The organism is Streptomyces sp. BB1-1-1 (assembly GCF_031597775.1).
Lineage (GTDB): Bacteria > Actinomycetota > Actinomycetes > Streptomycetales > Streptomycetaceae > Streptomyces > Streptomyces thinghirensis.
In genome coordinates this window covers 4,702,164-4,721,083 of the sequence record NZ_CP134203.1, presented here as the reverse complement: position 1 = coordinate 4,721,083, position 18,920 = coordinate 4,702,164, and the positions used below count along the sequence as shown (strand labels likewise).

Annotated in this window: 20 protein-coding genes; 6 read left to right on the top strand and 14 right to left on the bottom strand. The window is 72.5% G+C overall.

All coding sequences use genetic code 11. The features are described from left to right. Positions 1 to 3: 3 nt before the first annotated feature. The 6 genes from RI578_RS21720 to RI578_RS21700 all read right to left on the bottom strand — a co-directional run bounded on the left by RI578_RS21720 (position 4) and on the right by RI578_RS21700 (position 4,621). The gene (locus RI578_RS21720) at positions 4 to 849 is read right to left on the bottom strand and encodes a sulfurtransferase (protein WP_310872609.1); all 846 of its coding nucleotides are present in this window, start codon (positions 847 to 849) and stop codon (positions 4 to 6) included. Between the two features lie 129 nt (positions 850 to 978). Then, positions 979 to 1,059: a putative leader peptide gene (locus RI578_RS42720; protein ID WP_350310325.1), complete on the bottom strand. Its 81-nt coding sequence runs from the start codon at positions 1,057 to 1,059 to the stop codon at positions 979 to 981. A 176-nt stretch (positions 1,060 to 1,235) separates the two neighbouring features. Beyond that, the gene (locus RI578_RS21715) at positions 1,236 to 1,973 is read right to left on the bottom strand and encodes a DUF2993 domain-containing protein (RefSeq protein ID WP_310872608.1); all 738 of its coding nucleotides are present in this window, start codon (positions 1,971 to 1,973) and stop codon (positions 1,236 to 1,238) included. Positions 1,974 to 2,108: 135 nt separating this feature from the next. Beyond that, a complete protein-coding gene (locus RI578_RS21710) occupies positions 2,109 to 3,437 on the bottom strand; it encodes a hypothetical protein (protein WP_310872607.1) in 1,329 nt (442 codons plus the stop codon). Between the two features lie 3 nt (positions 3,438 to 3,440). Beyond that, positions 3,441 to 3,695: a MoaD/ThiS family protein gene (locus RI578_RS21705; RefSeq protein WP_121747765.1), complete on the bottom strand. Its 255-nt coding sequence runs from the start codon at positions 3,693 to 3,695 to the stop codon at positions 3,441 to 3,443. A 62-nt stretch (positions 3,696 to 3,757) separates the two neighbouring features. Continuing rightward, entirely contained in the window at positions 3,758 to 4,621 is an 864-nt protein-coding gene (locus RI578_RS21700) for an alpha/beta fold hydrolase (protein ID WP_310872606.1), read from the bottom strand. A gap of 235 nt (positions 4,622 to 4,856) precedes the next feature. Between RI578_RS21700 and RI578_RS21695 the strand changes: the two genes are divergently transcribed. From RI578_RS21695 to RI578_RS21675, 5 genes are all read left to right on the top strand, one after another. Beyond that, positions 4,857 to 5,630 carry a response regulator transcription factor gene (locus RI578_RS21695; RefSeq protein ID WP_310872605.1) on the top strand — a complete coding sequence of 258 codons (774 nt, stop codon included), beginning with the start codon at positions 4,857 to 4,859 and terminating at the stop codon, positions 5,628 to 5,630. Between the two features lie 42 nt (positions 5,631 to 5,672). After that, positions 5,673 to 6,695, top strand: a complete 1,023-nt coding sequence (locus RI578_RS21690) for a LacI family DNA-binding transcriptional regulator (protein WP_310872604.1) — start codon at positions 5,673 to 5,675, stop codon at positions 6,693 to 6,695. A 134-nt stretch (positions 6,696 to 6,829) separates the two neighbouring features. Next, positions 6,830 to 7,888 (top strand): trypsin-like peptidase domain-containing protein, encoded by a 1,059-nt coding sequence (locus RI578_RS21685; RefSeq protein WP_310872603.1) that lies wholly within the window; start codon positions 6,830 to 6,832, stop codon positions 7,886 to 7,888. Between the two features lie 115 nt (positions 7,889 to 8,003). After that, on the top strand, positions 8,004 to 8,744 hold the full coding sequence (locus tag RI578_RS21680; protein WP_310872602.1) for a response regulator transcription factor: 741 nt from the start codon (positions 8,004 to 8,006) through the stop codon (positions 8,742 to 8,744). Then, positions 8,741 to 10,189: a HAMP domain-containing sensor histidine kinase gene (locus RI578_RS21675; RefSeq protein WP_310872601.1), complete on the top strand. Its 1,449-nt coding sequence runs from the start codon at positions 8,741 to 8,743 to the stop codon at positions 10,187 to 10,189. The genes RI578_RS21680 and RI578_RS21675 overlap by 4 nt, the downstream gene beginning before the upstream one ends. On the opposite strand, the gene RI578_RS21670 is transcribed toward RI578_RS21675, so the two are convergent. From RI578_RS21670 to RI578_RS21660, 3 genes are all read right to left on the bottom strand, one after another. Beyond that, positions 10,180 to 10,578, bottom strand: coding sequence for a hypothetical protein (locus tag RI578_RS21670; RefSeq protein WP_310872600.1), 399 nt, complete (start codon positions 10,576 to 10,578; stop codon positions 10,180 to 10,182). The genes RI578_RS21675 and RI578_RS21670 overlap by 10 nt on opposite strands. Further along, positions 10,575 to 10,862: a hypothetical protein gene (locus RI578_RS21665; protein ID WP_310872599.1), complete on the bottom strand. Its 288-nt coding sequence runs from the start codon at positions 10,860 to 10,862 to the stop codon at positions 10,575 to 10,577. The genes RI578_RS21670 and RI578_RS21665 overlap by 4 nt, the downstream gene beginning before the upstream one ends. 201 nt (positions 10,863 to 11,063) lie before the next feature. After that, on the bottom strand, positions 11,064 to 12,902 hold the full coding sequence (locus RI578_RS21660) for a bifunctional metallophosphatase/5'-nucleotidase (RefSeq protein WP_310872598.1): 1,839 nt from the start codon (positions 12,900 to 12,902) through the stop codon (positions 11,064 to 11,066). A 183-nt stretch (positions 12,903 to 13,085) separates the two neighbouring features. Between RI578_RS21660 and mshD the strand changes: the two genes are divergently transcribed. Further along, a complete protein-coding gene (gene mshD, locus RI578_RS21655; RefSeq protein WP_310872597.1) occupies positions 13,086 to 14,015 on the top strand; it encodes a mycothiol synthase in 930 nt (309 codons plus the stop codon). Positions 14,016 to 14,065: 50 nt separating this feature from the next. On the opposite strand, the gene RI578_RS21650 is transcribed toward mshD, so the two are convergent. The 5 genes from RI578_RS21650 to RI578_RS21630 all read right to left on the bottom strand — a co-directional run bounded on the left by RI578_RS21650 (position 14,066) and on the right by RI578_RS21630 (position 18,563). Further along, positions 14,066 to 14,725, bottom strand: a complete 660-nt coding sequence (locus RI578_RS21650; protein WP_310872596.1) for an ABC transporter — start codon at positions 14,723 to 14,725, stop codon at positions 14,066 to 14,068. Further along, a complete protein-coding gene (locus RI578_RS21645; RefSeq protein WP_310872595.1) occupies positions 14,713 to 16,230 on the bottom strand; it encodes an ABC transporter permease in 1,518 nt (505 codons plus the stop codon). The genes RI578_RS21650 and RI578_RS21645 overlap by 13 nt, the downstream gene beginning before the upstream one ends. Continuing rightward, positions 16,227 to 17,090, bottom strand: coding sequence for an ABC transporter ATP-binding protein (locus tag RI578_RS21640; RefSeq protein ID WP_310872594.1), 864 nt, complete (start codon positions 17,088 to 17,090; stop codon positions 16,227 to 16,229). The genes RI578_RS21645 and RI578_RS21640 overlap by 4 nt, the downstream gene beginning before the upstream one ends. A gap of 70 nt (positions 17,091 to 17,160) precedes the next feature. Next, a complete protein-coding gene (locus RI578_RS21635) occupies positions 17,161 to 18,024 on the bottom strand; it encodes a zf-HC2 domain-containing protein (protein ID WP_310872593.1) in 864 nt (287 codons plus the stop codon). Next, entirely contained in the window at positions 18,021 to 18,563 is a 543-nt protein-coding gene (locus RI578_RS21630) for an RNA polymerase sigma factor (RefSeq protein ID WP_310872592.1), read from the bottom strand. Before RI578_RS21630 ends, RI578_RS21635 begins: the two co-directional genes overlap by 4 nt. Between the last annotated feature and the right edge of the window lie 357 nt (positions 18,564 to 18,920).

Genomic DNA, 18,920 nt, shown 5'->3' with positions numbered 1-18,920 from the left:
GACTTACTTGTTGGCGCCGAGCTCGATCGGCACGCCGACCAGGGAGCCGTACTCGGTCCAGGAGCCGTCGTAGTTCTTGACGTTCTCCACGCCCAGCAGCTCGTGCAGGACGAACCAGGTCAGGGCCGAGCGCTCACCGATGCGGCAGTAGGCGATGGTGTCCTTGGCCAGGTCGACCTGCTCGTCGGTGTAGAGCTGCTTGAGCTCGTCGTCCGACTTGAAGGTGCCGTCGTCGTTGGCGTTCTTCGACCACGGGATGTTGCGGGCGGACGGGACGTGGCCCGGGCGCTGCGACTGCTCCTGCGGGAGGTGGGCCGGGGCGAGCAGCTTGCCGGAGAACTCGTCGGGCGAGCGGACGTCGACCAGGTTCTGCGCGCCGATCGCCTTGACGACGTCGTCGCGGAAGGCGCGGATCGCGGTGTTCTGCGGCTTGGCCTTGTAGTCGGTGGCCGGGCGCTCGGGCACGTCGGTGCCGTCGACCAGCTCGCGGGCGTCCAGCTCCCACTTCTTGCGGCCGCCGTCGAGGAGCTTGACGTTCTCGTGGCCGTACAGCTTGAAGTACCAGTAGGCGTAGGACGCGAACCAGTTGTTGTTGCCGCCGTAGAGGACCACCAGCGTGTCGTTGGCGATGCCCTTCGCGGAGAGGAGCTTCTCGAAGCCCTCCTGGTCGACGAAGTCGCGGCGGACCGGGTCCTGGAGGTCCTTGGTCCAGTCGATCCGGATCGCGTTCTTGATGTGGTTCTTCTCGTAGGCGGACGTGTCCTCGTCCACCTCGACGATCGCGATGCTCGGGTCGTCCAGGTGGTCCTGGACCCAGTCGGCGTCGACCAGGACGTCGCTGCGGCTCATGATTTCTCCTCCGGGGCAGTTGCGGCGGGGCGTGCGGTGAGAGGGGTGCGCGCGCTCGGGCCGTGCGGCGGCGCGCGGATGCCCTGGGCAGGGCGGGTGAGGGGGACGGACGGCGGCGTCGCCGTACGCTCAGAAGGTGCGACAGAGCATGGCGGCAACGCGGCACAGGTCCACTGCCCGCCGCTTCGTGAGATCCGCCTGTCGCTTCATGGGTACCGATCGTAGGGACGGATACCGGGCCATGTCACCGGTGTGTCGCATCATGAGACGGGATCGTCCGCGATGTGGGATCGATCAGGGGACGGGACGTCGCCGCATGCCCCCCGGGCCGGGGTGCTCGCCGTCGCATCTACGGTACGGACGACGCCGTCTCGCCTGTCGGACGTTTACCCGGCCAGCTCGACGTTCGAACCCTTCACCGTGATCTCGACGCCGTCCTTCGCCGCCTCGACCTTGTCCAGCTCGATGCCGCCCGGCAGTTCGTCGATGGTCTGCTGGAAGTCGGTGATGGCCCGGATGCGGGACTCGGCGAGTTGCTTGCCGCCGATCTCCGGCAGGCCGTCGGCGACGACCTCCACGTCGTTGTCCTTGACCGTGACCGAGCTGAGCACCTCGACCGGCTCGGGCAGCTCGACACCGAGCACCGTGGCCTGGAGCGACACCTTGATCTTGCCGTTGCCGCCGTCGGAGAGGCCGACGACCTTGGCGGTGATGCCGGGCGCGATGTCCGTGGGCTCGGACTTGGTGGCCTTCATCAGCTCGTCGTAGCCGACGGTCGCCGTGCCGGTGGCGGTGGCCGCGGTGGCGGAGCTGTAGTCGCCGGAGAACTCGACGCCCTTCATGTTCGCGCGCAGGTGGTCGATACGGATCTTCTCGCCGCCGTCGCCGGTGGACGCCTCGTAGTCGTCGATGCCGATCTCGACGTCGTCCAGCTCGCCGCCGGCGACCTGGGTGAGGAAGGGGAAGCCGTTGATGGAGACGTCGGGCGTCGAGGGCAGGTTCTCGGTGCTGCGCAGCTTGTCCGCCGCCTCGTCCTCGGCGAAGTTGACCGCCACACGGTCCGCGATCACGAAGAGCCCGCCCAGGATCACGACGACGATCAGCAGTATTCGCAGTGCACGCATGCGGTGTTCCCCAACCCTGGGCGGTCAACGACGGCGGTCCCCGACGACCGGCGGCCGTCCAGCGCGAGGGTAACGCGGCCGGGCGGGGCCGCCGGGGTTTTGTCGATCACCTGTGACAGGGGTGCGGGAGGCGGATCAGGCGAGGGCCCTGCCGAGCACGTACACCGCCGGTGCCGCCGCCGCGAGGGGCAGGGCCACGCCCGCTGTGAAGTGGACGAACCGGGAGGGGTAGTCGTAGGCCGCCACCCGGTGGCCGATCAGCGCGCATACCGCCGCGCCCGCCCCGAGCAGCGCCCCCGACGCCCCGAAGTCCGTCATCGAGCCGACCGCGATCCCCGCGCCGGCCGCCGCGAGCAGCGCGACCACCACGGAGGCCGGCGTCGGCAGCGGCAGGGCACGGGCCACGACGGCCACGGCCACCGCGATCGCGCCGACCGTCACCGCGTCCGCGTCGGCGGCGAGGAATCCGCCCGCGACGATCGCCAGGGCCGCCGCGGCGACGGTCGCGATCAGGCCGTACATCCGCTCGTCGGGGTCGGCGTGCGAACGCAGTTGCAGTACGAGGGAGAGCAGCACCCACACCCCGAGCGTGCCGAGGATCGCCGCCGGGGAGCGGTCCGACACCAGCAGCGCCGCGTCGGCGGCGAGCGCGCCCGCGAAGCCCAGCGCGATGCCCTGCCGGGCGGGCCACATGCCGTTCAGGCGGAACCAGCCCGCCGCGGTGACGGCCTGGAGGGCGACGAGCGGGACGAGCAGGGCGTACGTACCGAGCGCCGCGCCGCCCGCCAGCAGCAGCCCGAGCAGCGCCGTGAGCCCGGCCGGCTGCATCCCCGGGTCGATGATCGGCGAACGCCCCTCGGCGCGGGCGCGCTGCGCGTCGGTGACCCGCGTGTTCCCGGCGAGGGTCGAGGGGCCGTAGCCGGGCGCGTCGGAGGAGGACGCGGCGGCTGTGGGCTCAGCGACGGCGACAGGGGGAGCGGGGGCCGCCGGGGCGGTGGGTTCGTAGGGCTGGGGGTGGGGTTGAGGGTGGGGCTGGGGCTGGGCGGCGTACGCCTGCGGCTGGGACGGGTACGGCTGCGGCTGTGACGGGTACGGCTGCGGGTGCTGCTGCGGCGGCGCGTAGGGACCGGTCGTTCCGTACGGCGTGCCCGCCGGCTCCTGGTATCCGTTCGAGGCCTGCGGCGGCAGGTACGCCGTCTCCTCCGCGGAGACCGGCGGCTGCACCTGGGTCTCCCAGGTCTGCCCCTGCCACTGCTGCGTGTACTGGCCGGCGTTCGGGTCCTCGTAACCCTCGTAACCCTGCCCGCCCTGATACGCCTGCTGCCCCTGCTGTCCCTGGGGCTGCTGGTGCGCGGGCCACGCCTGGGCGTCGTACTCAGACTGCCCCTGCTGCTCCTGCTGCCATCCGTCGTGTCCCTCGTACGGCTGGTTCTGCCCGTACGGCTGATGCGGCTGGTTGGTCATCGCTCACCCTCCCGCGAACGGCGGGAGGACCTCGACCGTGCCGCCGTCGGCCAGCCGTACCGTCTCGTGCCCGCGCCTGCCCACGGGGTCGCCGTCGACGAGGAACGAGCAGCGCAGCAGTACACGCGTGAGTTCGCCGGGGTGCCGCTCGCGCACCGCGCCGAGCGCGTCGGCGAGTGTGGCCGCCTCGTACGGCTCCTCGGCCACTCCTGCCGCGGCCTTCGCGGCGGCCCAGTAGCGCACCGTGACCTTTGCCATCTGGATCCTTCGTCGCCGGTGCCGATCGGCGTCCGTGTCGATCGGCGGTGAACACCGTCAGGCTAGCCCGCCCGGGACACGGCCCAGTCGCCGATCCGGCACAGCAGGGCCTCGTCCGACGCGTGCTCGGCGTGGCCCATGCCGGGCTCCAGCCAGAGTTCGCCGTGGTCACCGGCCGCCTCGGCCAGCATCCGGGGGTGGTCGACGGGAAAATAACCGTCCCGGTCGCCGTGCACGACGAGAAGGGGCGTCGGCGCGATCCGCGGCACCGCCTCCACCGGCGACAGCGGCACGGGGTCCCAGTCCCGGTGATGGATACGGGTGCGCATGCCGTAGCGGCCCACCAGGCGCCCGGCGGGCCGCATCACCAGCCAGTGCAGTCGGCGCATGGGCGCCGTGCCCCGGTAGTACCAGCGGGCGGGGGCGCTCACCGACACGACGGCGTCCGTGCGGGCGTCGCTGTCACCGCCGTCACCCTCGCCGCCGTACAGCGCGGCGTGCCGCAGTACCACCGAGCCGCCCATCGAGAAGCCGACGGTCACCACGCGCGCGTGCCCGAAGCCGCGCGCCCAGGTGACCGCCGCCGCCAGGTCGAGCACCTCGCGGTCACCGACGGTGGAACGTCCGCCGGAGGCACCGTGGCCCCGGAAGGAGAACGTGACCACCGCGCCGTAGCGCCCGAACGCCTCCGCGATCCGCCGTACGTGGGGCCGGTCGGCGTCGCCGGTGAAACCGTGCGCGACGACGAACACCAGGTCGCAGGGGCCGCGACCGCTCACGCCCGGCTCGTACACGGCGTCGATCCGGACCCCGTCGGAGGCGTGCAGGAAGGTGCGTGCGGGCGTGCGGCGCGGCGTGCCCCGGGGCGTCTCGGGATGCGGACGGACGGTGGAACGCGCCACATGACCTGCCGGTCGGTTGCTCATGTCGGCTATTCTGCTGGGCAGAGGACTCGGGCAACGTAGCCCCCGGGTCCTTTTGTGCTTCCGGGAGCGTTGTCGAGCGTTCACCTCCCGGACTCGCAGCGGGCCCCACGGGCACGGGATCCGCACCTGTACGAAGCAGTGCCGTAAACGTCCTCGCAGGGACCGAGGAGGAACCAGACGTTATGGGCGAGCGAACCGTGCACGACCGTAAGACGACCCAGGCAGGTGGGGCGCGATGAGTTCTCTGCTGCTCCTGACCAACGCCCTCCAGCCGTCGACGGAGGTGCTCCCCGCCCTCGGCCTGCTGCTGCACAACGTCCGTGTCGCGCCGGCGGAGGGCCCCGCCCTCGTCGACACCCCCGGCGCCGACGTCATCCTCGTCGACGGGCGCCGTGATCTCCCGCAGGTCCGCAGCCTGTGCCAGCTGCTGCGTTCCACCGGGCTCAGCTGTCCACTCGTCCTCGTCGTCACCGAGGGCGGCCTCGCCGCCGTCACCGCCGACTGGGGCATCGACGACGTACTGCTGGACACCGCCGGCCCGGCGGAGGTCGAGGCCCGGCTGCGGCTGGCCATGGGCCGCCAGCAGATCGTCGGCGACGACTCCCCCATGGAGATCCGCAACGGCGACCTCTCCGTGGACGAGGCGACGTACTCCGCCAAGCTCAAGGGCCGGATCCTGGACCTCACCTTCAAGGAGTTCGAGCTGCTCAAGTACCTCGCCCAGCACCCGGGCCGGGTCTTCACCCGCGCCCAGCTGCTGCAGGAGGTCTGGGGCTACGACTACTTCGGCGGCACCCGCACGGTCGACGTGCACGTACGGCGGCTGCGTGCCAAGCTCGGCCCCGAGCACGAGTCACTGATCGGCACCGTCCGCAACGTCGGCTACCGCTTCGTCACCCCGGAGAAGCCCGAGAAGGGGGAGCGCGCGGAGGACGCCAGGGCGAAGGCCGGGACCCGGCCGGAGGCGCCGGCGGACACCGCGGTGGAAGCGACGTCAACCAAGGTGTGATACGCCCTGCCCAGGGCGGATCCATCCGCGTAGACTCCGCGCGTGGCCAAGGTGACTCGGGATGATGTGGCGCGACTGGCGGGGACTTCCACCGCCGTCGTCAGCTATGTCATCAACAACGGACCCCGGCCGGTCGCCCCGGCCACGCGCGAGCGTGTCCTCGCCGCGATCAAGGAACTGGGGTACCGGCCGGACCGGGTCGCCCAGGCGATGGCGTCGCGGCGCACGGACCTCATAGGACTGATCGTGCCGGACGCGCGCCAGCCCTTCTTCGCGGAGATGGCGCACGCGGTCGAGTGGGCCGCCGCCGAGCGCGGGAAGATGGTGCTCGTCGGCAACTCCGACTACGTCGGCGAGCGCGAGGTCCACTACCTGCGCGCCTTCCTCGGCATGCGCGTCTCCGGCCTGATCCTGGTCAGCCACGCCCTGAACGACATGGCAGCCGCCGAGATCGACGCCTGGGACGCCCGGGTCGTCCTGCTGCACGAGCGCCCCGAGGCCATCGACGACGTCGCCGTCGTCACCGACGACCTGGGCGGCGCCCAGCTCGCCGTACGCCACCTGCTGGAACACGGGTACGAGTACGTCGCCTGCATGGGTGGCACCGCCGAGACCCCGTCCGTCGGCGACCCGGTCTCCGACCACGTCGAGGGCTGGAAGCGCGCGATGAAGGAGGCCGGGCTCTCCACCGAGGGCCGCCTCTTCGAGGCGCCGTACAACCGCTACGACGCGTACCGCGTGGGGCTGGAGCTCCTCTCCGGGCCGCAGCGCCCGCCCGCGATCTTCTGCTCCACCGACGACCAGGCGATCGGCCTGCTGCGCGCGGCCCGTGAGCTGCGCATCGACGTGCCCGGCCGGCTGGCGGTGGCCGGCTTCGACGACATCAAGGAGGCGGACCTCGCGGACCCGCCGCTGACGACGGTCGCCTCGGACCGGTCGGCGATGGCGCGGGAGGCCGTGGACCTGGTCCTGGACGACGGTCTGCGGGTGGCGGGCTCACGGCGCGAGCGGCTGAAGGTCTTCCCGTCGCGCCTGGTGGTCCGGCAGTCCTGCGGCTGCGAGTAAGCAGCTTCGACGCACGGCCTTTTGGCTTTTATGACGCACGGCCTTTTGGCTTTTATATCGGGCATACGAGGTTCTGCCGGGCTTCTCAGGCAGCACTCAGGCCGCTCTCATACGGGGGCGGGAAGCTCATGAACATGACCGAGAGCCTCCGCCGCAACGGCGAGTACGAGCACGCGCAAGAGAACCCGTACGAGAATCCGTACCAGGGTGCCCAGCAGCACGCCTCCTCTCCCGTCAACCCCGAGTGGCCGCCCCCGCCGGCACAGCCGCCCGCCGCCTCCTTCCAGGACGGACAGCCCGAGCAGCCGCACAAGAAGCGCGCGTCCCGTCGACGCGGCCCCGTCGCCCTGCTCACGGCCGTGGCGATCGTCGCGGCGGCCGTCGGCGGCGGCACCGCGTACGGCATCCAGGAGCTGACCGGCAGCGGCACCGCCGCCTCCAGCGCCACCAGCACCAACGTGGTGCCCACCGGCCAGAAGGGCACGGTCGCCGGGGTCGCCGAGGCGGTCAGCCCGAGCATCGTCGAGATCAACGCCACCTCGAACGCCGGTTCCTCCACCGGTTCCGGTGTGATCATCACCGGCGACGGCGAGATCATCACCAACAACCACGTCGTCTCCGGCGCCTCCTCCATCAAGGTCACGACCAGCGACGGCAAGCAGTACACCGCCCGGGTCGTCGGCACCGACAGCAGCAAGGACCTGGCGCTGATAAAGCTGGAGAACGCCTCCGGCCTGAAGGCCGCCACCCTCGGCGACTCCGACGCCCTGAAGGTCGGCCAGCAGGTCGTGGCGATCGGCTCCCCCGAGGGTCTGACCGGCACCGTGACCAGCGGCATCGTCTCGGCGCTCGACCGTGACGTGACCGTGGCGACCGACGAGGGCCAGCAGCAGCAACAGCAGCAGCGGCAGGGCGGCGGCTGGCCGTTCGAGTTCGGTGGTCAGGAGTTCAACGGCGACACCGGCTCGTCCACGACGACGTACCAGGCGATCCAGACCGACGCGTCCCTCAACCCGGGCAACTCCGGCGGCGCGCTGATCGACATGAACGGCAACATCATCGGCATCAACTCCGCGATGTACTCGTCGGCCGAGTCCTCCGCCAGTGCGGGCAGCGTCGGCCTCGGCTTCGCCATCCCGGTCAACACGGTGAAGGCCGACCTGCCCAAGCTGCGGGCGGGGGCCGACGGCTGAGCGGTCGGTCCGGGGCCGATGCGAACATGCGACGCTGAAGACGTTGGCAGCCGTCACCCGACACCGCATCACACCTCATCACACCGCCTCCGAGAATGCCGAGGAATCCGAGCCCATGAGCCCCGCAGAAGGCGACCGCGACCGTGACACCCAGCGCATCCTGATCGTCGACGACGAGCCCGCGGTCCGCGAAGCCCTCCAGCGCAGCCTCGCCTTCGAGGGGTACGACACCGAGGTCGCCGTCGACGGCGCCGACGCCCTGGAGAAGGCGGCGGCGTACCGGCCCGACCTGGTCGTCCTCGACATCCAGATGCCCCGCATGGACGGCCTGACCGCCGCCAGGCGCATCCGCGGCGCGGGCGATGTCACCCCCATCCTGATGCTGACGGCCCGCGACACGGTCGGCGACCGGGTGACCGGCCTGGACGCCGGCGCCGACGACTACCTGGTCAAGCCCTTCGAACTGGACGAACTCTTCGCCCGCATCCGCGCGCTGCTGCGCCGCAGCTCCTACGCGGCGGCCGTGGAGGCCGGCGCCGACAACGACGACACCCTCACCTTCGCCGACCTGGCCATGGACCTGGCGACGCGGGAGGTCGCGCGGGCCGGGCGGCCGGTGGAACTGACCCGCACCGAGTTCACCCTCCTCGAGATGTTCATGGCACACCCGCGCCAGGTCCTCACCCGGGAGCAGATCCTCAAGGCGGTCTGGGGCTTCGACTTCGAGCCGTCGTCCAACTCCCTCGACGTGTACGTCATGTACCTGCGCCGCAAGACCGAGGCGGCCGGCGAACCACGCCTCGTCCACACGGTCCGCGGCGTGGGCTACGTGCTTCGGCAGGGCGGCGCGGAGTGAGAAGGCTGATCCGCCGTTTCCGGGCGCTCCCGCTCCGCTCGCGCCTGGCTCTGCTGGTTGCCGCGTCGGTGGCGTTCGCCGTGACGGCGGCGGCGGTGGCGTGCTGGTTCGTGGTGAAGAGCGTGCTGGTCAGCTCGCTGGACGAGGCGCTGAAGGCGAACCGCATGGACGGGCGGCAGGTGAGCCAGTACGTCAACCTGCAAACCGGCCTGTGCGCCCACGACCCCGTCACCCACGAGCAGAACCCCTTCGGCTCGTCCGTGCAGCTCGTGGACCGCAAGGGCGGCAGCTGCCTCATCATCGGTACGGAGGAGGTCCCGCTCACCGACGCCGACCACGCCGTGGCCGAGGGCACGTCCTCCGACGCGCTGCACGACGCCACGGGGTCCGACGGCACCCAGTACCGCGTCTTCACCTACACCGTGCCCAATCTGCAGGGCGTCGCCGTCTCCGCCGCGCGGCCGCTGGGCGAGGTGAACAGTTCCCTCAGCAACCTCGCGCTGGTGCTCGTCTTCGTCGCGGGCGCGGGGGTCGTCGGCGCCGGTGCCGCCGGTCTCTGGGTGGCCCGCACCGGCCTGCGCCCCGTCGACGAACTCACCCGGGCCGTGGAACACGTGGCCCGCACCGAGGACCTCACCGTCCGCATCCCCGTCGAGGACGACAGCGAGGACGAGATCGCCCGCCTCTCGCGCTCCTTCAACAGCATGACGTCCTCCCTGGCCAGCTCCCGCGACCTGCAACAGCAGCTCATCGCCGACGCCGGCCACGAACTCCGCACCCCCCTCACCTCCCTGCGCACCAACATCGAACTCCTCACCCGCAGCGAGGAGACCGGCCGCCCCATCCCCGAGGCTGACCGCAAGGCGCTCCTCGCCTCGGTCAAGGCCCAGATGACAGAACTGGCCGCCCTGATCGGCGACCTCCAGGAACTCTCCCGCCCCGACACCGGCCAGCACGAGGGCCGCACCCGCATCCTCGCCTGGCACGACGTGGTCGAGTCGGCCCTGCGCCGCGCCCGCCTGCGCGGCCCCGAGCTGACCATCACGGCCGACGTCCAGCCCTGGTACGTACGGGCGGAACCGGCCGCGCTGGAACGCGCGGTGGTCAACATCCTCGACAACGCGGTGAAGTTCAGCCCGGACTCCGGCACCGTCGACGTACGCCTCGCCGACGGCGTCCTCACCGTCCGCGACCACGGCCCCGGCATCCCCGCCGAAGAACTCCCCCACGTCTTCGACCGCTTCTGGCGCTCACCGAGCGCACGCGCCCTGCCCGGCTCGGGCCTCGGCCTGTCGATCGTGGCCCGCACGGTGCAGCAGGCGGGGGGCGCCGTGAGCCTGACTCCGGCCGAGACCGGTGGCGGCGGAACAGTGGCGACCGTACGGCTGCCGGGGGCGCCGGTGCCACCGCCGGAGACGGGGGCGGCCGACGGGGGTCAGTGGTAGCCGAGCATGCCGGGGGCATCGATGTCGACAGTGAGGAAGCCCGGTGGGTAGAGAGCCTCCTCCCCGGTCAGGATGATTGACATACCCCCCGAATCCAGGTGCGGCGTCGCCACGTAGAGCGCGTGACACGTGTCCGCACCACCCCAGCCGTCCCGCACCATCCCGCCGACAGTAATGGCCGCGACCTGACCGAGCGGATCGACGTGCAGGCCCGGAAGCGCCATCAGCGCGCCTCCGACGTTCGCCTCGCTCTCCTCGGCCTTCATGAGGCACAGCGCCGGGAGGTGCAGCCAGTCACCCGGCGTGTGCGCGACGTTGTCGGCGAGGCGATGGAGGGCTTCGTGGCCATGGGCGAGTGCCAGGGCCGCACCCGCGTCGAGAATGATCACGCGGCGCGCTCTCCGAGGGCCCGGGTCTTGTCCGCCGCCATCGCGTAGATGTTGGCCAGCACGTTCGGTCCGTTCTCGAGCTCCTCGTCGCTGAGTGTGCAGCCCAGCCGTTCACGCAGCACCGCGCGCGTGGCCGCCACCCGCTCCGCGATCTGTTCCGCCGTCGGCTGCTCCGAGGCCAGCTGCTCGACGAGCTGGCCGAGGGTCATGCCTCGCTCCTTGGCAACCTGCGCGAGGTGGTCACGGGCCTGGCGTGACACCTGAATGGTCGTGTTCTCTGCCATGACCCCACCATAGTCGCGCCACAGCCAGGAGGCCGCCGTCCGTTCCTTCCTTCACCCGAAGGTGCCTATGCCCCTCACCCCGCTTGACTCCGCCGTGGCAGTCGATTGCGGTGACACTTACAGGCCAACTGTTCGCGCCGGGCCCATATGAGCGCGGCGCGAACATCACATGCCGATGTGTACTCGCTTCGGCAGGGTCGGCTACCGCACGACCGTGATGCGGTCGGCCGCCGGCGGGGTGATCGGGGCGGTCGCCGACGAGTTGGCCGTCAGGTACTGCTCCAGCGCCGTCAGGTCGTCCGCGCCGACGAGTTCGTTCGCGCCCTCGCCCAGCGTGGGGAAGCCGTCGCCGCCGCCCGCGAGGAAGCTGTTGGACGCGACGCGGTAGGTGGCGTTCTCGTCGATCGGCGAGCCGTTGAGGCGGATGGAGTCCGTGACGACCCGGTCCGCGCCGGTCCTGGTCAGGTCCAGGGTGTAGGTGAGGCCGGACGAGATCTGGAGGATCTTCGGGGCCGCCTCGTTCGGGCCGCTCACCTGCTCCTTGAGGACCTGGACGAGCTGGGCGCCCGTGTAGTCCTTGAGGTTCACGGTGTTGGCGAAGGGCTGGACGGTGAAGCCCTCGGCGTACGTGACGACGCCGTCGCCCTCGCCGCCCGTGGCGGTGTAGGTGAGGGGTGCGCGGATGCCGCCGGGGTTCATCAGGGCCAGGTCGGTCTCCGGGTCCTGGGTCCTGCCGTAGGCCAACTGCGCGTCGGCGATCAGGTCGCCGAGCGGGGACTCGTTGCCGTCCCGGTTGATGTCGCCGGAAATGTAGCCGATGGGGCGGTTGCCGATCGGGGCGGCGAGGGTGCTCCACTTGTCGATCAGGCGGGTCATGTCCGGCGCCTTCGGGACGTCCCGCGTGACCACGTGGTTCGCGGACTTCACGGCCGTACGGGCGATGTCACCCGTCGCGCGGTCGTAGGTCAGCGTCGTGTCCGTGTACAGGCGGCCGAAGGACGCGGCCGACGTGACCATGCGGGGCTTGCCCGCCGGGTCGGGGATCGTGCAGACGTACGCCGCGTGGGTGTGGCCGGTGACCAGCGCGTCCACCTTGGGCGTGACGTTCTTCGCGATGTCGGCGATCGGGCCGGATATGCCGTCGCCGGCGCCCGGGGAGTCGCAGTCGTAGTTGTAGGAGGACGAGGCCGGGAAGCCGCCCTCGTGGACCAGGGCGACGATCGACTTCACGCCCTGGCGCTGGAGCACCTTGGCGTACTTGTTGATCGTCTCGACCTCGTCCTTGAAGGAGAGGCCCTTGACGCCCTCCGCCGAGACGATGTCCGGGGTGCCCTCCAGGGTCACGCCGATGAAGCCGACCTTGACGCCCTTCTGCTTCCACACCCAGTAGGGCTTCAGGATGGGCTTCTTCGTCTTCTCGTCCAGGACGTTGGCCGCCAGGTACGGGAAGTCGGCGCCCTTGAACTCCTTGTCCGTGTAGCAGCCCTCGGTGGGGTGGCAGCCGCCGTTCTGGAGGCGGGCCAGCTCCTTGGCGCCCTCGTCGAACTCGTGGTTGCCGACGCTCGTCACGTCCAGGTCGAGCTTGTTCAGCGCCTCGACGGTCGGCTCGTCGTGGAAGAGGCCGGAGAGGAGGGGGGACGCGCCGACCATGTCGCCGCCTGCGGCGGTGATGGAGTAGCGGTTGCCCTCGCGGGCCTCGCGGAGGTGCGTGGCGAGGTACTCGATACCGCCCGCGTCGACCGTCTTCGTGGTGCCGTCCGGCTGGAGCTCCGTGACGCGGCCGGAGGAGCCGGCCGGGGGCTCCAGGTTGCCGTGCAGGTCGTTGAAGGAGAGGAGCTGGACGTCCTGGTAGCGGCCGTGACCATGGCCATGTCCGTGGCCGCGACCGTCGTTGCCGCGGTGGGTCCCGCCCGCGTTCGCCGACGCCGGAAGCGCCGCGGCGGCGAGCGCGCCGGCGGTGACGACCGTGGCGGCCGCGGCCAGGAGACGCTGCGTACGGCGCCCGCGGCGCGGTTGGTGCGACTGTGCTGTGACTGGCATGCGCCCCCCTGTGGGTGTGCGTGAGCGCGAGCCGCTGAGGAGACGGCTCGTCGGCGCAGCAGCCTAGAGTCAACGCGCGTAGCGCGACAGGGGGTGACGGGTTACATCCTGGTGTACCTCCTCCGCCGGCCAACTGCCCCGACTGCCACCGGTTTGCCGCACCCGCCCCTTACCCTCGTACGCATGACCAGCGACGACACCGTGCAGCCCGGCCGCCCCCGCTCGATCGAGACGCTCGCCGAACTCGCCCCGGAGCAGACCGAAGCCGTCCTCGCCCTGCTCTCCGAGGCCGCCCGCAACGACGGACAGCAGGCCGTGTCCGAACAGGGCCGGCTGCAACTGCGCGGCCCCGCGCGGGAGGGCATCGCGCACCTGCTGCTCACCGTGAACGGCGGCGAACTCGTCGGCTACGCGCAGCTGGAGGGCACCGACCCGATCGAGCCCCCGGCCGCCGAACTGGTCGTCCACCCCTCGCACCGGGGGCAGGGGCACGGGCGGGCGCTGGGTTCCGCGCTGCTCGCCGCCTCCGGCAAGCGGCTGCGGATCTGGGCGCACGGCGGCCACTCCGCCGCGCGGCATCTCGCGCAGGTGCTCGGGCTGACCCTGTTCCGCGAACTGCGTCAGATGCGGCGCCCGTTGGCCGACCTGGAGCTGCCGGACCCGCGTCTCCCCGAGGGCGTGACCGTACGGACCTTCGTGCCGGGGCAGGACGACGCCGCCTGGCTCGCGGTCAACGCCGCCGCCTTCGCCCACCACCCCGAGCAGGGCTCCCTCACCCAGCGGGACCTCGACGACCGCAAGGCCGAGGCGTGGTTCGACCCGGCGGGGTTCTTCCTGGCCGAGCGGGGCGGCGAGCTGATCGGCTTCCACTGGACCAAGGTGCACGCCGAGGAGCGGCTCGGTGAGGTGTACGTCCTCGGCATCCGTCCCGACACCCAGGGCGGCGGCCTCGGCAAGGCCCTCACCACGATCGGCCTGCGGCACCTGGCGGACCAGGGACTGCCCACGGCGATGCTGTACGTCGACGCCGACAACAAGGCGGCGGTGTCCGTCTACGAGCGCCTGGGCTTCGTCACCCACGAGACGGACCTGATGTACCGCACGGAGACGTGAGACGGCCCGATCCCGAGCCGGCCCGCCGAAGCGCCCGCTGAACCGGCCCGCTAAGCCGGTCCGCCAACCCCGCGCGACCGTCTCCCCCACCGCCCCAGCGGCTCCGGCCCGCACACCCCCCACACCACGGCCGCCGCCGCCAGCAGCGCCGCCCACCGGTCGTGCGCCGTCGGCCACCGCGGGTCTTCGGGCGGCACGAACAACGCCCAGCTCTCCGGCGCCAGCAGCGGCGCGAGGACCGCCGCGAGCAGCAGGGCCGCCGCGACGGACGGCCCCGGACGCGCCTCGTCCGTCAGCCGTACCGCCGTCGCGGCACCGGCGAGCGCCAGTACGCCCAGTAACGCCGCCTCCACGGTGATGTCACCGGCCGGGGGCCGGGACGCCGAGGGGGCGAGCAGCAGTACGGCCGTCCACCACAGCGCGGCGAGCGGTGCGACCATGGCCACCCGGAGCGCCTGCCGCAGCGGGCGCCGGGTCGGGACGGGTGCGGTGAGGTTCCGGGCCGGGTCGTCCAGCAGGAAGGCCAGGCCGAGGGCGCCGATCAGGGCGACGCCCCGCAGGAGGGTGAGCGTCTCCCAGGAGGTCGGTTCCGCGCCGGCGGCGTCCGGGGTCGCGGCGAGCAGCAACCCGAGAGTGCCGGCCGCCGCGAGGCCACGCCACGGCAAGGTGCGCCACACCGGGCCGACGAGGGCCGGTGTCACTCCTCGCACGAGTCCGCCTTCTCCGGCCCGGCCACACCCAGCAGTTCGGCGGCCCGGGCCGTCGTGACGCCCGGCGAGGTCAGCTCGTCCCAGTGCGCCTTCACCTGCTCGCCGACACCGGCGGGCGGGTTCTCCAGCAGGCGTCGTACGACGTCCGTCTGTCCCTCCGTCATGGACAGCGGGTCGGTGGGCGACAGGACGACCGCGGAGCCCCGCACGCTGTCGTCGACGCGGACCCGGCGCAGGGCGTTCACCGGGTCGTCCTGCCAGCTCAGGGACAGCCACATGAGGGTGACCATCCGTCCGTCGCAGATCTCGCTGCCCGCCTCCTCGGTGCCCGCGACGAGGACGGCGGCGACGGCGCTGGAGAACTCGGGGACCCGGTTGCCGCCCCAGGAGGTGCCCACGGTCACCTGGTGGGCGTCGGTCAGCGCGGGGATCGCGGCGTCGCCCTCCATCCCGTACCGGGCGTCGATCCGCTGCCGTACGACGAGTCGCCGGTCGTGCGCGGAGCCGCCCGTGAGGGACTGGACCCGGTCCACGACCCCGGCCCAGGTGCCGGTGCGGGGCTCCCACTCGGGGAAGGCGCAGTACGTCGACCGGCCGTGCTCGACGCAGGTCAGGTCGGGGCGTACCGAGGCGCGTTCGCGGGCCGCGGTCAGTTCCGGCGACGGCGACGCGCCCCCGGCCTGCATGACGCCGCCCGTCACCGCCAGTGCGAGGGTCAGGACGACACCCGCCCGGACGGCCAGGTTCCGCGCGCCGGCGACGAGCACCGCGAGGAAGGCCGCGCACAGGGCCGCGCCCGCCAGGTAGAGGGCGTGCCAGGCGGCGGGCCGTCCCAGCAGGTCGGAGGGCAGGGTGTTGGGGCTGACGTCGGCGACGACCGGCGCCAGCCAGGACAGCCCGCTCGCGCCACCCGGCGCCGTACCGAGAACGAGCGTGAACAGCAGCAGGACCAGCACCAGCGGCGCGGCGGGCGCGGACCGGATCACCCGGGCCAGCAGCACCCCGAAGGTCCCGAACAGCAGCACCGTCAGCGGCCCGACGAGCAGCTCGGCCGGCGAACCGTGCCCGACCGCGCCCGGCTTGAACGCCTCCCAGGCGAACTGACCGGCCACGCACACCGCGGTGAGCAGGGCGGCCGGTACGACGGACAGCGCGTGGGCCGCCGTACGGCGCCAGGGCGTCATCACCAGCACCGCGAAGTGGTTCTCGGTGCCGTGCCGTCCGGAGCGCAGAACGGCGAGGTTGGCGGACAGCAGAACGGCGAGGCCGACGAGCATCGGCATGCTCTGGGTGGCGCGGTCGATGTCCTGCAACGCCGGATAGCCGTCCCAGGAGCTGCGCGTACGCCAGACGATCCACGCGACGTACGCCACGAAGGCGATGACGACGGGGACGCTCAGCAGCAACCGGCGCGCCTCGAACCGGGCCAGGGCGAGCACGGCCCGCGCGCCGCCGCGCGGCCCGGCCTCCACGGCGGGCGGGGTCACGGTGAGTACGGCGCTCATGCGGACACCTCCGCGTCGGCGCCGTCGAGGGCGAGCAGGTAGCCGTCCTCCAGGGTGGGGTCGACCAACTCCGCTCCGGCGGGCGGATCACCCACGTTCCGGAACGATCCGGTCCCGGTACGCCACCCGGCCTTCGCGCCCGCGTCCCGCTCCGTGCTGCTCCACACCCGCCCGGCGGCCCGCGCGGTCAGCTCGGCCGGGGTCCCGTCGAACTTCACGGCGCCGGCGGCCATGACGACCACCCGGTGGCAGAGCATCGCCACGTCCTCGGTCTGGTGGGTGGACAGCAGCACGGTCCGCCCCTCCCCCGCCCCGGCGACCAGCTCCCGGAACCGCATCCGCTGTTCCGGATCCAGCCCGACGGTCGGCTCGTCGAGCACCAGGAACCCGGGGTCCCCCACCAACGCGGCCGCGAGCGCCACCCGCTGCCGCATTCCCCCGGACAGCTTCTTGATCCTCCGCCCGCGCACGTCCGCCAGATCGACCTCCTCCAGCACCCGCCGCACCTCACGGTGCCGGGCGCCACGGTCCGTCAGTTCCTTCAGGATCGCGACGTAGTCGACGAACTCGAAGGCGGTGAAGTCCGGGTGGAAGCCGGGTGTCTGCGGCAGATACCCGAGCCGCCGCCGCACCTCCTGCCGTCCGCTCGCGGTCCCGGGGTCGTGCCCGAGCACGGTGAAGGCCCCCCGGTCGGCGGGCACGGCGGTGGCGAGCACGCGCAGCAACGTGGTCTTCCCGGCGCCGTTGGGCCCGAGCAGCCCGGTGACGCCCGGGGTCAGCCGCAGCGACACGTCGTCGAGGGCGCGGGTGCGGCCGTAGTGCAGGCTGAGCCCGGAGGCGGAAACGGTGGGGTGGTTCATACGGCACTCCCGTACAAGGAAAGGACAAGGCAGAAGGCAGGACTCAGGCGGCACCCCGCGGGAACGGGGCTCACGCGGCGCCCCGCGGAAAGACGTCGAACCGGTCGCGGAACAGGAACAGCAGCCCGGCACCCAGCACGGCCACGACCCCGGACACGCCCTGCCCGGCCGCCGTGAACGGCGCCAGCGGACCGTCCTCGGCCGCGCGCGCCGCGTCCGCGGCGAGCAGCACGGCCACCCACGTCCCCGCGACCACGGACGGCGCGAGAACCGGGCCCAGCCGGGGCGTCAGCGCCAGCCCGGTCGCGGTGAGGGCGAGGCCGGGCAGCAGCCAGGCCAGGGCGCGCAGCCCGTACCCCGGCAGGGCGAACGTCGCCAGCCCGTTCACCCCGAGCGCGACGGCCAGCACGGCGACCGTACGGATCATCAGCAGCCGGAAGCCGTGCATCGGCGAGACGACCGTCATCTCGTGCGTCGGATCCAGCGCGGGCCCGTAGGCGAGCGCCACACCGGCCAGCGGCAGCAGCGGAGCGACGGCGAGGAAGAGCGCGGGCTTGTCGGCGGCGCCGGCCATGAGGGCGACGGCGAAGGTCATCAGCAGCACGGCGACGACCGCGCCGAGCCAGGACCGGCGCAGTACGGGGGTGGCCGCGAGCAGCCGCGCGGTGCCGTCACCGACGCCGCACCGCACCAGCAGCCCTTCGAACCAGCCCGGCCGGGGCGCGTCCAGCTCGGCGTCGAGCCGCTCCCACCCCGCCTCCAGAGCGGCGGCGTCACTCACCTCGGCGAGAACGCCGCGGCAGTGCGCGCAGGCGGTCAGGTGGGCGTCGGCGGACCACAGCGCGGGCGCCGCCAGTCCGCCCCGGGCGTAGGCCCGCAGGTCGTCCTCGTCCACGTGCCAGGTCCCTCGGCGACGGCTGTCCTCGTCACTCATGCCAGCGCCTCCCGCAGCTGCCGGCGGGCGCGCATCGCCCGCGTCTTGACCGTGCCCGGCGGGATGCCGAGCAGGACGGCCGCCTCACGGGTGGTCAGCCCGTCGATGACGGTGGCCTGGAGCACCGCGCGCAGCTCCGGCGAGAGCCGTACGAGGGCGCCCGCGAGGTCGCCGTGCTCGACACCGGCGAGCACCCGCTCCTCGGCGGAGGCCTCGTCGCGGTGCCGCAACCGGGCCAGCGCGTGCCGCAGCCGCCCCCGCGCCCCGTCGCCGCGCAGCACGTCGACCAGCCGCCGCGACCCGATCCGCCACAGCCAACCCGCCACGTCGCCCTCCTCCCGGTAGCGCGCACTGCCGCGCCACACCGCCAGGAAGGTCTCCTGCACGACATCGTCGACGACACCGGCGTCGGCGCAGCGGCCGCGCAGGCGCGCGGCCAGCCAGGGGGCGTACCTGCGGTACAGCTCCTCGAAGGCACGCCGGTCGGCATCGGCGGCGACGGCCCGCAGCAGCTCCCCGTCGCTTCTCGTTTCGCTCACGTCTCCTCATCGCACGAGCCCGGCCAATCGGTTCACACGATCGCAGGCGGAAATCCGGGCGGGGAACGCGGGCACGTCGTCCTGTGGCCCGGCGCCCGGTGTCTGCCACCCGGCGCCCGATGCCTGTCACCCGGCGCCCGGCCCGGGCGTGGGGCGCGGGGCGCGGGGCGCGGGCGCAGGGCGCAGGGCGCGGGCGCAGGGCGCAGGGCGCGGGCGCAGGGCGCAGGGCGCAGGGCGCGGGCCAACCGGCGCTGGCCGCCGCGGGCCCGCCCCATCACCCGACGCGAGCACGACCGCAGGCCGAATCCGCCCGAGCCGCCGCAGGCACCCGCACCACCGCCGGAGGCCCGCCGCTAT